The sequence below is a fragment of the Glutamicibacter uratoxydans genome (assembly GCF_050753455.1).
Taxonomy (GTDB): domain Bacteria; phylum Actinomycetota; class Actinomycetes; order Actinomycetales; family Micrococcaceae; genus Glutamicibacter; species Glutamicibacter uratoxydans_A.
The window spans coordinates 1,452,614-1,466,854 of the sequence record NZ_CP192736.1; the positions used below are offsets into that span (position 1 = coordinate 1,452,614).

A 14,241-nucleotide genomic window follows, 5' to 3' on the forward strand; every position below is an offset into this window, starting at 1 on the left:
CTAGCCGAAACTTAGCCAAGTAAGAATCCCACCTAAGCTATATAGGTCACGCAGTTCCTGTCTTCTGAGATTTCCTTTTGTGGCTAGATGATTAATATATTTTGAGTCCACAATATCTAGAATGGTGTTGCTACCTGATTGCTCAAGAGCATTCGATAGAAGCTCCTGACCGGTGCTCTGATAAGCGACTTGCCAAAAGTTGACGCCTAGAGTATTAGCTTTGTTAACCAGTTCAGCCCTTTCTTTTGCAGTGTGGTTAGGTTCTGAGACCTGAAGATTACGGAGTTTGGAGAGAAACGGACTGTCGTCCGAGTACGTCATCTCTTGGACAGGCTCAAATTTTATCGAGTCGACAGTTTCTGCGAACTGAAGTTGAGATGGGCGCTTCCGTAAGGTCGAGAGCTCGGGACTAAAACGATCGTAGTCGAAAGGAAAACTAAGCAACTCTTTCTTAAGAGCTTCCATGAGATCGAAGCCCAGAACGTTCGCCTTGCGAGCAACGCTTCCGAGACGACGCGACAATTCGTATCCAGCTACGGAATAGAGGGGGTCGAATCTTGAACCAACTCTGCTCCAGAGCAACGACGACTGACCGATGTGGTACCTGTTGCGGACATGCGTGTAATAAGCATCAGGGAGAAACGAAATATCATCGTATAGGTTATCGAGTACGTCAATTCTCGAGGTCAACTTGGATCTAATGTGAGCCATGGCCGACGGTGATATAAACGATGCGTGTGGCGATTCACTTGGCATCAGTCGCTCGCAAAGCTCACTTGTACCGAAAGAATCAGGAATCGGTTCAGGTAGGCGATTGCCGTAAAAGGTGCGCAACACCTCTCCGTACCCTCCGCCCAGTGCGACTACATTTGACTTTAATTCGCGTCCGTAGGGTCCGGTGCTGGTGATACCACCACTTGCAAATAGTGCACCTAAGAGTCGTTCGGTCATATTTGTGGTGGGAGCGTTCGCTAACCCAGCTGAGTCTGTGCGGCGCAGTTTAAGCGTATGTGTTAGCCCATCGGCTATCTTACGATCGGTCGAACCCTCAGGTCCTGAACAGAACATTAGGAACTGGTTTTTCGTCCCAAGTTTGAGAATCGATGCGAGAACAAGTCGGGAATCGAACCCACCCGTCAGATGTGCAATCGCGGTGGAGCTTTCTGATTTCGAGATAGCTGATGTCGAATTAAGTACATCGCTGATCAATTCACCAAAAAGTTCGTGGTTTGAAGCTGAAGATAATTCATCACGAATTGTATAGTTCTCAACGCTGACACATTGATTAGACAATGAATAATATTGGAAGGGTTCAAGCGAAGTCACGCCTTGGTAGCTGGATGGTGTGAGCCCCCCGTTCCCGAAGATTAGCCGCTCAATTTGGAAAAGTGGATCCTTGGACATCGGAATATTGAGTTCCGTAGCTTTTTCCACAATCGACTGTATCGAGGTTGATATGAAAACGCTTCCGTTGGCTGAAAAGCTGTATGCGATTGCGCCGCCTAAAGGATCTGGAAAACAGGCGGCCCATCCCTCGTTTTTGTCTTGAACGTAGAGAGCGCTTGGATTGCTTGCAGAGCTCGACCACCAACGGGCGATCTGGCCCTTGGTCCAGTGGGCCGCTGCGGATGGGAGGACGGATTTCAGATCGGAAGTTCTTCGAATGCATTGGCCTGCAATGATGGCACTGCCGTCAAGCCAAAAATGTCGTTCACCGACTCTCATAGATGGAATCTCGGATTCAATCTGAGGTGCGGCAATTCGACCATTGTGTGATTCGTTTGAGCTTGACCGAATGACTGGTGCTTTCAGCAGCGTTGTATTCATAAAAAAAGACTCTACTTCTTATTATCTCGCTAAGCTGAATCGAGTTGGTTCGGATTCCTGTCGCATGCTGCCGATTTACCTCAGTAAAACGGAATCTAGGGCAAGGCAACGAACGTAAAGAAATTCTGATGGTCTTTCTTCCTAGTTGAAACATCTACGAATAGAAGGTGCGAAGACGGTGCAGGTTCACATCAATATGCTGGTCAAAACTTCGGATCAACATTCCTAAAGCTTGGTGACTGGGATTCAATTCGCATTATCGATTGAGCAATTACACAGTTTTCTAGAGATCTCTGTCGAACCGCTAGAATAAAAGGGTTCGTGAACGTTCGAAATTATTAACGGAGATTCGTAGTTGCGGAATTCTAAGGCAGTAGAACCAGCATCCATCACTTCTAGGGCGCAGAACCGACAACTGCGTCAGCGCTACCTTCGCGGAGGGACGCTAGATGAGGCTTCGCTCTTGCAAGACTTCTTGGAACTGGAGATACGGTACTCTGAAGTCTCGTCTGAAGCTGCCGCATTGAGAACTGGGAAGGTGAAGCTCGAAGGCCTGATTGCAAGATATGATCGGTCGAGCAAAAAAGACGCCACAGAACTTGCGCAACTCAAGAAGAACGTCCGAACACTTGAAGCCAAGCTGAAGAACGAGACGGCGCGCGCAGATAAGTTTAAGAAAGCCTATGACGCGCTTCGCAACCACCCGGTGGTTCGTACAGCACGTAGCCTTAAAACACCTTTCGCCCGTAAGCCGAATACGCCGACTCCAACTTTAGGCGCGGCCGTTCAATCCGAGGCTACTGCGAATAAGGCTAGCGTTGACCCGTCAGTAAATTCTGTGAGCACCGCTGACACCGGTTTCCCGGAACAAAAGACACGTCACGATGACGAATTACTTCAGTCGATAGCAAATCATATCGAGGCATACAGATCAGCCGGAGCAGTCTCTGAACCTGTTGCAAACATTGCTGCATTGCTCGATGGTGCGCAGATTCCTAGTCGATTTGCGAATATGTACCAGCAGATCCAAGGACAATATCGTCTACTGGAGGAGCAACCCTCTATTCCGCCTAAGACGTATTCCCCGGCTTATGTTCCGCAGGCGAACAAGGTGATGTACTGCGCCCATAGCACGGGTGAATACAATAGCAATGGTTATTCGACACGAACTACCGGGCTTACTTCAGCGGTTGTCGACGCCGGCTACGAGCTGTTCATAGCCGCCAGACCTGGCTATCCATGGGATTCGAATGTCAATCGTGCTTTGCCGAAGAAGTCCCGTCTGATTCGTGAGTATCAGGGCGTCAAAACCCATTTTAATCCTGGTGTCTCGCTACGCGATGATCCCCTTGATAAATTTGTCCAGCTTTCAGCAGACATCTATGTGCGAGAAGCCATGATGAATCGCCCTTCAGTGATTTCTGCAGCTTCGAACCACATTACTGCGTTGCCTGCACTGATAGCTGCACGTCGACTCGGCGTTCCCTTCATCTATGAGGTCCGTGGTTTGTGGGAGCTCACTGCGGCATCCGCCAATGAACAATGGGCCGACTCTGAACGCTTCAAACTTGCTGTTGAACTAGAAACACTGGTTGCATCTGAAGCAGATCAGGTATTCGCAATCACCGAAGAAGTACGTGAAGAACTAGTATCGCGTGGCGTCGAGCGGGAACGAATCGAAATACTCCCGAACGCAGCAAATATCTTCCAATACGTGCCGTTACCCAGCGAACGCTCAAGGGCTAAGAAGCAGAAAAGGCCGGGGGAGTACCTGCTCGGGTATGCAGGAAGCCTTGTCGGCTATGAGGGGCTTGACCTGTTGGTTGACGCGATCGCTCAATTACCTGAGTCGCTCGACCACGTTGGTGTAGTAGTGGCAGGCGATGGCGCGGAACTAGCTGCTCTGCGTAGCCGTGCCCAGCGTCTTGGTTTGACGGATCGCGTACGATTTGTAGGCCGAGTGCCGAACGACAGAGTAAACGACTATCTTTCGATATTCGATGCCGTGATTTGCCCACGTAAGTCGAACCAAATTACTGAACTTGTGTCACCCTTGAAACCTATTGAGGCAATGGCAGCTGGGCGCCCGGTTTTGGGTTCAGATGTTGCTCCTATCAAGACGCTGTTGGGAACTGACTCTTCACGTGGACTGCTTTTCACCGCCGATGATGTCGACTCATTGGTCGAGAAAATCACTTATCTTGCAGAGAACCCACAAGTTGGTGAGGAAATTGGCCGCCGTGCGCGCCAATGGACTGTCAAGAACCGTACCTGGCCACTTATAGCCCAGACTTACACCGAGGCGATCCGTAAAATAACCGTCCCAGTTCAGGGTACTGGCAAGAAGCTCTCCGATGTCCGGATGGCCCTAATTGCCGATGAATTCACCACCTCAACGCTCAAACGAGAAATCATAACCGTAAGTCCGACTCCCCAGAACTGGCGTCAGGAACTAGAATCGCAAGAGATCGATGTACTCTTTGTGGAATCTGCTTGGGCCGGTAACGACAAGTCTTGGACTCGAATGGTCGGTTATTACGAGGACGATCAACACTCCGAACTGAAGAAGATTGTTAAGTTCTGTCGTTCTAAGGGGATCCCCACGGTCTTCTGGAATAAGGAAGACCCTGTACATTTCAATCGCTTCCGCTTAACCGCAAAACTGTTCGACGTCGTGCTTACGACGGATGCCAACTGTCTGGAAGACTATTGGAACCATCGTGGTGCAAACCTCAAGGCGTTGGGATCATTACCTTTCTGGGCGCAAGCTGAGATCCATAATCCACTGGCATCACGCCGTGAATACTCACATTCGGTGGCCTACGGTGGATCTTACTATGGGGATCGCTTCGCTGAACGTTCCGCGGAACTACGATCCATCCTCGAAGGAGTAAAGGCTGAGGGCTTGACGATCTACGATCGTCAAGCTGACAATCCTGATTCGCCATACCGTTTCCCTGCAAGCCTTGAACCTTTTGTCCAAGGTGGTCTTACTTACGAAGAGATGGTGCAGGCTTACAAGTCGCACCCGGTTCACATTAACGTGAACTCCGTAAATAATTCGCCAACTATGTTCTCACGCCGTGTGTTCGAAATCTCGGCTTGCGGTACACCGCAAATCAGCGGTAAAAGCTTTGGCGTCAGCTGGTTGTTCGATGGGCATATTCCCGTGGTGCGGTCACGCCGGGAATCCGAATTGATCAGTACGCTGTGGATGCAAAGTGAACGTGACAGGGTTCAAGACGCCTGGGGCCCGCTGCGAGTGACGTTCGAGAAGCACTTGGCGCATCACCGTCTTGCCCTCGCGCTTCGGATGGCGGGAATCCCAGTTGAAATTCCGGTGTTACCAACTTTCGGTCTGGAGCTAGACGCTGTGGACAACGAAACTGTGGAAGCACTGCAGTCCAGCAGCCTTCGCCCAGCAGAGATCCTAGCTCGCAGCGCAACTATTGATGTGGACGTGCAACGCAAAATCACTGCACTTGGCATTCGAATCGTCGCCGACGAAACTGGCCTGAGCTCCGCGGCGCTAATAAAGAACATCGGGGAGATCTTGCATGATGAAAACCTCTTCGAAGACTTGCTGATCGCACTTGTGTATTCTGGTGCCTCCAGCATCGAAGCCTCGGAACGAGACACTGATACACGTGGGCTACCACTGTGGCTTCGTGATGAACCTGACCACGGGACACCAACTATTCAGTGGACTACAGGCGGAGTATCCGCCGGAGACCATGTCCGTCTGCGCAGAGTTTTTGCAGCAGCGGTAGCCGAAGAATCTTCCACGGTAAACGGCATCTTGACAGACAGTAATAAGTCGAAGCAGGTGGTAGTCGCAGGCCACGACCTGAAATTTGCGGGGCAAATTCTGGAGTTCTTGGAACAAGGAAACTCGAAGCTCCAGATCGACAAATGGGCGGGCCACGGACAGCATGATCCAGCGCGCAGCCAAGAGCTAATTGCGGATGCCGATACCATTTTCTGTGAGTGGTCCCTTGGCAACCTTGTCTGGTATTCGAATAACAAAAAGCCAGATCAGAGGTTGATCACCAGATTCCATTCGCAGGAGCTCTTTACCGAATATCCGAGTAAGGTCGATTACCGGCAAGTTGACCTAGTGATATTCGTCAGTGAATTGGTACGTGGAATGGCGATCCACAAGTTCGGAATACCTGAAGACAAGACAGTGGTTATACCGAATCCTGTTGCTGTCGAAGCTCTTGACTTGCCGAAACCGGAAGGTTCAAAGTTCGTACTGGGCTTTGTCGGAATCGTTCCTCAAATGAAGCGTTTCGATCTGGTGCTGGATCTGCTGGAACAGCTTCGAGCCGAAGACCCTAGGTTTACCTTGCGGATCAAGGGCAAACGGCCCGAAGAGTACCCATGGATGGCAAGTCGTGAAGATGAAATGGCCTTCTACAATGCTCAATACGATCGAATTGAGCACTCCCCATTGCTTCAAGGGGCGGTTTTTTTCGACGCTCATGGTGATGACATGCCTCAGTGGTACCAAGGCATTGGAGTCGCAATTTCAACCAGCGATTTCGAATCGTTCCATTTCACCTTGCCTGATGGCGCTGCCTCTGGTGGACTACCTGTCGGCATTGCCTGGCCGGGATCCGAATGGATCTACCCGGAATCCTGGATCTTCCCAGATACTGCTGGGATGGCAAAGCGCATTTTGTCCACAGTTTCCGATGAACAGCTCTATGATGACACCGTGTCTGCGGCGAAGGAATTCACGGCTGGGCATTTCAATCAGAACGACATCGTTGAGAAACTAGCTATTGCCGTTCTAGGGAATTAGCACTTCTCTCCAACTTCATAGCAGTGCAGGTGATCGCACATTTCAAGCATAAAATGGCTGATCATCTGCACTGCTGAGTTGGGTATAATCATATTTTTCCTCTATTTAGATCAATCGTGGTGAGTGGTGCAGTGAAACTGTCAATCGGCGAGGTTCGAAAGGCCCTATGGCATCTACGCAACGGGGGCCCGGCACAGTTACGTGAATGGACCAAACGTCGATCCTACGAGCACAGAACCGGTGCTTTACATCACGGGGATCTATCCGACGTCGAGAAATCCATTGGCATCCGCTTGCCGGACACACTGGTGTCCAAGGGCTATACTCAACGCAAGTCATTTACCGTGGCAGTAATCCTTGACGACTTTAGTGCTAAGGCATGGTCCCCGGAATGGAACTGTGTCTTCATCAAGCCAAATACGTGGGAAGAAGAACTCGCCACAGTTGAATTCGATTTCCTTTTCGTGGAGTCGGCATGGGCAGGTAACGGAAAAGCCTGGCAGTACCACTTAACAGGGCCTACAGCTCCACGTCCCGCGTTCGTTGATATGGTTGAAGCCTTCCAAACACGGAACATACCTACGGTCTTCTGGAACAAAGAGGACCCGCCGCACTTTGAGGACTTCCTTGACACCGCCAAACTGTTCGACTTTGTGTTCACCTCTGACGAGCGCATGATCTCGCGCTATGAGCAGGAGCTAGGGCATGGTCGAATTTACGCTCTTAGTTTCGCTGCGCAGCCAGCCTTCCACAATCCTGTTCGCCCGTTATCCCAACCTCGGCGTGACGTGGCTTTCGCAGGAATGTACTTTGCGCATAAGTTCCCAGAGCGCCGCGAGCAGATGGACATCGTTTTAGGTGGTGCAGCGATGGTTGCTCCCCGCCTGGAATCAGGTTTTGATATTTTCTCCCGCCAATTAGGTGGAGATGAAAAGTACCAGTTTCCGGACCCGTTTAATAAGCATGTTGTGGGGTCGCTGCCGTACGAAAAGATGCTAACTGCCCACAAGTACTACAACGTCTTTCTCAACGTGAACTCGGTAGTCGACTCACCGAGTATGTGTGCTCGACGGATTTTTGAAATTACTGCGGCCGGGGCTGCCGTGGTGTCGGCTCCTAGTACAGCAATCAGCAACTTCTTTGCTCCGAATGAGGTGATCGAAGTTGCTGACCAGGAATCAGCCGCGCATGCGATACGCAGTTTGACCCGAAGCCCGGAGTTAAGGGATCGCACCGTTCACCTGGGACAGAGGAGAATCTGGTCTGAACATACCTACGCGCACCGCGCACGTTCGGTGGCAGAGAAAATCGGTTTGACTGAGGAACAGCCGTATCCGCTCAGCATGGCCAGTAGGCCCTCAGTCAGTGTCGTGGTCTCTACGATTCGCCCACAACAGATTCACCACATTATCCACACGGTGGCAAAGCAATGGGGTGTGCAGGCTCAGCTTATTCTCGTCGCGCATAGGTTCTCCGTGGATGAAAGGGACTTCCAGACCCAGATGACTGTTGCTGGGATTGAGAATTACAAATTGATTCAAGCCGGCGAAGAATTATCTTTGGGCGACTGTTTGAATCAGGCTGTAGCGCTTTGTGATGGTGATTTCATTACAAAAATGGATGATGATGATCTTTATGGCCAGCACTATCTATTCGATCAGGTGGCAGCGCTGCGTTACAGTGGGGCCTCCGTGGTCGGAAAACAAACTCATTACATGTACCTTGGGCAGTCCGACGCGACACTCTTAAGATTTGCCGAGCGGGAGCACCGGTTCACCAACTTGGTGATGGGACCAACGATGTTGGGTCATTCAGAAGTCTTCAAAGCCAACCCCTTTGAATCCCGTAGCCGTGGGGAAGACACCCAATTCCTCCGTGATGTTGCCAATGGCGGTGGCACCATTTATTCTGCAGATCGGTTCAATTTTCTGCAGATGCGTTCCGGAGATGGAAACAATCACACCTGGAATCTGAGCGATGCCGAACTCACAGCCACTGGTACTATTCAATGGTTCGGTAAGAATGACAGTCATATTTTCTTTTAGAAAATTGGCTGATGACGTGGCAACACTGCGGGAGGGAATGTAGCGGATGCGCATACTTCTGCTGACGCATTCCTTTTGGCCAGATATTTCTCCTCCGCAGAGACGGTGGGGGGTCTTTACAAGGGAGTTTGCCACTACTGGCCATCAGGTCGATGTGGTGGCTCCGAAGGTCTTCGATCAAAACCTCATCAAAATCTCGCAACGGCTGGCACCTCCAGAGGGTGTCACGGTACACCGATATCCGTCGATCAGTAAGCCCAGCACTATGGTGGGAAAGCTGACGAAACACGCGCTCGACGCATTGCGAAGCATTCCTACAGCTCTTCGGACATCCAAGCCAGATGTAGTTATTGCCACAGTACCTGCAATTCCCACACTTGCAGTGGGTTATTTAGTTAGCAGATTACGTCGAGTACCGTTTATCGTGGACCTACGTGATGCCTGGCCTGATCTATTGCAGGATTCACAAGTTCTTCGTTTTCCTTGGCTTGAGCCTCTGGTTTCACGAGTTCTGACTTTCATGATTCACCGCAGCGATCTGGTCGTCACCGTTTCCGAAGGGTTCTCGCGAAAACTCGCGTCTGAAGGGGCGCGGAAAGCCATCACTATTTCCAACGGGGTTGATATTGACCGATACGGAATGGATCTTTTGGCCACCCAACGCGGCGAGCGGCTGCGTGTATTGTACTTAGGAAACCTTGGCAGGAGTCAAGGCCTTGATCTGGTGATCCGTGCTGCGGCCATGGCAGGAAACAAGGTTCAATTACGGATCGTTGGTCAAGGAACTGAAAACAGCAGTTTGCAAGAACTTGCTGCTGAACTCGGTGTTGAAGTGGACTTCAGGGACCCTGCGTATGGTCCCAGTGTTCTTGATAATTATGCTTGGGCTGACACTTGTTTAGTGACCTTACGTTCGGACTGGGATAGCTTCGAACATACCATTCCGTCAAAGCTTTATGAGCTATTGTTCCTAGACTGCCATATTACCGGCTTGGTGAAAGGTGAGGCCGCGGCGATCATCCGTGCCTCGGGATCAGGCCAAGTCGTTGAGCAATCGGAGCACGCGTTAGCGCAACACCTTCTGAAACTGCACGCCGAACGTGATCTGCTCACCACAGGTCATGCCGGCTCTGAGTGGGTGCGCCGAAACGCAGCATTGCCTGCCCTGGGACAGCAGTATCTACGAGAAATTAAAATACTGACTGACCAATATCTAGAATCGAAGTAGAGATCTTGCCCATTCACCCACGGACCACTTTGCGTAATTTGGTCAATACCGTTGGTTTGGTATATTCAAATATTTCGGATGATCCAAGCTTTTTCGCCCTGCAGGTTGTGAGGAAATTCAAAAATCCGGTTCTCCGACGGATCTTGAAGTTCCTGCTTAACACGCCAATGAGTAAAACCAGACGTGAAGTACTACTCAATGTGCTCGCTGAAAACACCAGTGGCATACTGTCGGTCTGTGATCAATGGCTCGCGGATAGCACTCACAAAAGTGCAGACGGGGTTTTACTGGCCAATGTGTGCGTAGCAGTGCACCAGTGGGACAAAGCCGAGATTGTCCTCGACCAGCTCGGTGATGATCCGGGTGCGATCCGAGTTCGGGCACGAATGGCATGGCACTTGGGCGACCTGCGCGAAGCGATCAATATTCTTTCCAGCAACGGAACTTCGCGACAATTACGCCATTATGAGAGTGAACTACAGGTGCTTTCTGGATGGCGACCACTGCTTGAGAAACAAGATATCCCCCCTACACATCAGGGCAACCAAGTACTTTACTTCGCAACTAATTCGTTGCCTTATACAGGTAGCGGATATGCGCAACGTACCCATTCCATAGTTACCTCCCTTCCGGGGGCAGGCTGGCCAGCCTCTGTTGCCACGAGGAATAACTATCCAGCGAATATCGGGCATCTACTGGCGCCAGAACGGGAAATGGTTGACACGATTACCTATCGTCGCCTCTTTTCCTTTCCAGCGCGTACCGATATGAAGGGGCGACTCCAGCAGCAGACCGATGAACTGATGAAGCTTGTCCAAGAAATCCGGCCCACGGTACTGCATACAACCACGGACTTCAGTAATGCTGTGTCTATTCGAGCTGTGGCTGAAGCTACTGGCTTGCCATGGGTGTATGAAGTACGCGGTCAGCTGGCCGATACTTGGGCCTCCACCCGTCCGGAATCCGCTCAAACTTCCGAACGCTATCAACTGTTCCAGAAGCGTGAAGCCGAAATGGCTCAGGCAGCGGATCATGTGGTCACCCTGGGTGAGCAGATGAGACACAACCTTATTGCGGCTGGCGTTACGAAGGAAAAAATCACAGTTCTTCCCAACGCAATCGGGGATAAGTTCCTTGAAAAGCCGATAGCACGAACTACTGCGCGCGCCGAGGTCTCTTTGGAACCAGATGCCTTCTTTGTTGGCACGGTTAGCAGTCTTGTTCCGTACGAGGGTCTGGATACGATCCTGAAAGCGGTGGCACTAATTGCGCCAGATTATCCTTCACTGAGAGTGCTAATCGTCGGGGATGGGACCGAACGGGAGAATCTGCGCAGGTTGGCGCAAGAGCTGGGAATTATGGACATTTGCCAGTTCCCCGGACGTGTCCCCAGAGAAAAAGCACATTTCTACCACGCAAGTTTGAATGCGTTTGTTGTGCCGCGTAAGGATCTGGCCGTGACACGCTCGGTAACCCCACTCAAGCCCGTTGAAGCACTAGCTAGCAATGTTCCGGTTTTGGCCTCGGATTTGCCGGCTCTGGGGGAGCTCATAGTAGACGGTGAGAATGGTCACCTGATCCGTGCCGAAGATCCGCAAGCGTGGGCCACTGCTATTGCGAAGCTGATATGCGAACCTGATCAGGCATCTCATATGGGAAGCAAAGGTCGTGACCTAGTACTTCGCACGCGTACGTGGTCTTCTATCGCACATCGATTAGCCGCAATCTACGAGCAGATAATAAATAAAGCTTCGTGACGTGAAAGGTTAGTTTGCGATAGGGTACTTAAGGTTGTGCTGAGGCTGAGCGAGTCTGGACATCACCCATGGTTTACGTCAAGTAAAACATTTACCACGCACCTGAGAGAAAGCGACTTTAGTGAACAGCATTAAAGAAGTTGCCGTTATCGGACTGGGCTACATTGGTCTGCCCACTGCCGCAATCCTGGCATCCAAAGGAATCAAGGTAAAGGGCGTCGATGTTTCGCCTCGAACTGTTGAAGCTGTCAACAAGGGTGAAGTTCCATTCGTCGAACCAGCACTTGGCGAGTTTGTAGCTGAAGCAGTGGCTAAGGGAACCTTAAGCGCTAGCTTTGATACCCCGGAAGCTGAAGCCTACATTGTCGCAGTTCCTACCCCGTTCAACGAGGACCACACTGCAGATCTGTCCTACATTGAGGCAGCAGCAGACGGTATTGCACCGAAGCTCAAGGGTGGCGAGCTGGTCATCCTCGAATCGACCTCTCCTCCAGGTGCCACCGAGCACATGGCCGATTACCTGTTGTCCAAGCGTCCGGACCTGACCAAGGACAGCCTGCTGATCGCTCACTGCCCCGAGCGTGTGCTGCCTGGCTACGTCATGGAAGAGCTTGTCACCAACGACCGTATTGTCGGCGGTATCACCCCGGAAGCCGCTGAAAAGGCTCGCGAACTCTACGAAACCTTCTGCGAAGCCGCGATCCTGACCACCGATGCAAAGACCGCCGAAATGGCAAAGCTCGTGGAAAACTCCTACCGCGACGTGAACATTGCTTTCGCTAATGAACTTTCGGTTATTTCCGACAAGCTTGGCATTGACGTCTGGGAATTGATTAACCTGGCCAACCGCCATCCACGGGTGAACATCCTTCAGCCGGGCCCCGGTGTTGGTGGACACTGCATCGCAGTGGATCCATGGTTCATCGTTTCGGCAGCTCCCGAGGAATCAAACCTCATTAAGATGGCTCGCAATACCAATGACGCCAAGCCGAACTGGGTTATTAACAAGGTCAAGGAAGCAACCAAGTCTGAGAGCTTCAGCGGCAAGGTAGCTATCATGGGTCTGGCGTTCAAAGCCAACATTGACGATATGCGTGAGTCGCCGGCGATTGCGATTACCCGTAAACTCGCTGAAGGGAACCCTGACGTAGAGTTCCTGGCCGTCGAACCACACGTCGAAGAACTTCCCAAGCAGTTGCACGGTATTTCGAACCTGAGCATGGTCTCCACCGAAGAGGCACTACAGGCGGCCAACGTTGTCACCTTGCTGGTCGACCACGACCAGTTCAAGGCAGTTCCTGCGACTGCGCTGGCAGGAAAAGAAGTTGTCGACACCCGCGGCTTGTGGCGCTAAGCCTTTAGAACTGACAAGGTAATCATCCCCCATGAAAAAGATCATGCCGATCTATGGCACTCGCCCCGAGGCCATTAAAGTCGCTCCGATCGTTAAGGCCTTGAAGGAATCGGGAGATTTCGAATGCGTGGTGGCCGTGACCGGCCAGCACCGCGAGATGCTCGATCAAGTCAACGAGTTGTTTGACATCACCCCAGAGTACGATCTTGATGTGATCCAGCCACGCCAGACCCTTAACGGATTGCTGACCAAGACCATTTCAGGTCTTGACGAAATCTTTGAAAAAGAAAAGCCGGATGCAGTTGTAGTGCAGGGTGACACCACCACCTCAACTGCTGGTGCTATCGCCGCGTTCTACCGTGGAATCCCGGTAGTTCATGCCGAGGCTGGACTGCGTAGCTACGACATCACTTCGCCTTTCCCCGAAGAAGCCAATCGTAAGCTCACCAGCCAGATTGCTAGTCTGCACCTTGCTCCAACTTCGTTGAGCAAAAGCAATCTGACCCGCGAAACCTTTGCTGGCCAAGACATTGTCATCACCGGCAATACCGTTATCGATGCGTTGTTGACTGTAGTTGAGAAGAAGGTTCCGTTCAGCGATTCGAAGCTGGAAGAGATCGTCAACTCCGGTAAGCGCATCGTCTTGGTCACCACGCACCGTCGTGAGAACCAGGGCGAGCCAATGCGTGGCATTGGACGGGCTTTGGCACGTTTGTCTGCCGCTGAACCTGACGTGGAATTCATTCTTCCGCTGCACCGTAACCCTGCCGTTCGTGAAGCGTTGCTACCTTCCATTGAAGGGCTTGAAAACGTCACCCTGACCGAGCCTTTGGCTTACGGTGAGTTTACTAGGATTATTGATGCTGCCACCGTGGTTCTCACCGATTCCGGTGGAGTTCAGGAAGAAGCACCTAGCCTGGGTAAACCGGTACTGGTTATGCGCCTGAACACCGAGCGCCCGGAGGCAGTCTCTGCTGGAACGGTGCGACTGATCGGAACTAACGAAGAGCGAATCTTCGATTCAGTAACCGAGCTTTTGCATAATGAAGAAGCATACGAAGAGATGGCCAATGCAGTAAACCCTTATGGGGATGGCAAGGCATCTGAACGTACTGTGGCAGCCATTGCCCAGTTGCTGGGTGTGGGTGCGCGTATCGAAGACTTCGACTCGCGATTGCCTGATGCCGAGGATCTCATGCGCGCTGCCAGCATCTAATCCAGCT

7 protein-coding genes are annotated in these 14,241 nt (G+C 51.4%); 6 read left to right on the forward strand and 1 reads right to left on the reverse strand.

The genetic code is table 11. The annotated features are described in order from the left end of the window. Complete coding sequence (locus ACQQZ8_RS06595) at window positions 1-1,827, reverse strand: hypothetical protein (protein WP_431711868.1); 1,827 nt, start codon at window positions 1,825-1,827, stop codon at window positions 1-3. A gap of 463 nt (window positions 1,828-2,290) precedes the next feature. Here ACQQZ8_RS06595 and ACQQZ8_RS06600 point away from each other — a divergent pair, with 463 nt between their 5' ends. From ACQQZ8_RS06600 to wecB, 6 genes are all read left to right on the forward strand, one after another. Then, window positions 2,291-6,634 (forward strand): glycosyltransferase, encoded by a 4,344-nt coding sequence (locus ACQQZ8_RS06600; RefSeq protein WP_431711869.1) that lies wholly within the window; start codon window positions 2,291-2,293, stop codon window positions 6,632-6,634. Between the two features lie 119 nt (window positions 6,635-6,753). Beyond that, window positions 6,754-8,679, forward strand: a complete 1,926-nt coding sequence (locus tag ACQQZ8_RS06605; RefSeq protein WP_431711870.1) for a glycosyltransferase family protein — start codon at window positions 6,754-6,756, stop codon at window positions 8,677-8,679. 46 nt (window positions 8,680-8,725) lie between these two features. Next, the gene (locus tag ACQQZ8_RS06610) at window positions 8,726-9,907 is read left to right on the forward strand and encodes a glycosyltransferase family 4 protein (RefSeq protein ID WP_431711871.1); all 1,182 of its coding nucleotides are present in this window, start codon (window positions 8,726-8,728) and stop codon (window positions 9,905-9,907) included. Window positions 9,908-9,945: 38 nt separating this feature from the next. Then, window positions 9,946-11,664 carry a glycosyltransferase family 4 protein gene (locus ACQQZ8_RS06615; RefSeq protein WP_431711872.1) on the forward strand — a complete coding sequence of 573 codons (1,719 nt, stop codon included), beginning with the start codon at window positions 9,946-9,948 and terminating at the stop codon, window positions 11,662-11,664. A gap of 121 nt (window positions 11,665-11,785) precedes the next feature. Continuing rightward, a complete protein-coding gene (gene wecC, locus ACQQZ8_RS06620) occupies window positions 11,786-13,018 on the forward strand; it encodes a UDP-N-acetyl-D-mannosamine dehydrogenase (protein ID WP_431711873.1) in 1,233 nt (410 codons plus the stop codon). A gap of 31 nt (window positions 13,019-13,049) precedes the next feature. Beyond that, window positions 13,050-14,234: a non-hydrolyzing UDP-N-acetylglucosamine 2-epimerase gene (gene wecB / locus ACQQZ8_RS06625; RefSeq protein ID WP_431711874.1), complete on the forward strand. Its 1,185-nt coding sequence runs from the start codon at window positions 13,050-13,052 to the stop codon at window positions 14,232-14,234. Window positions 14,235-14,241: the final 7 nt, after the last annotated feature.

Bases quoted from the DNA above. Each gene is read 5' to 3' on its own strand.
- wecB (WP_431711874.1), top strand. From the start codon at position 13,050: ATGAAAAAGATCATGCCGATCTATGGCACTCGCCCCGAGGCCATTAAA.
- ACQQZ8_RS06610 (WP_431711871.1), top strand. From the start codon at position 8,726: ATGCGCATACTTCTGCTGACGCATTCCTTTTGGCCAGATATTTCTCCT.
- ACQQZ8_RS06595 (WP_431711868.1), bottom strand. From the start codon at position 1,827: ATGAATACAACGCTGCTGAAAGCACCAGTCATTCGGTCAAGCTCAAAC.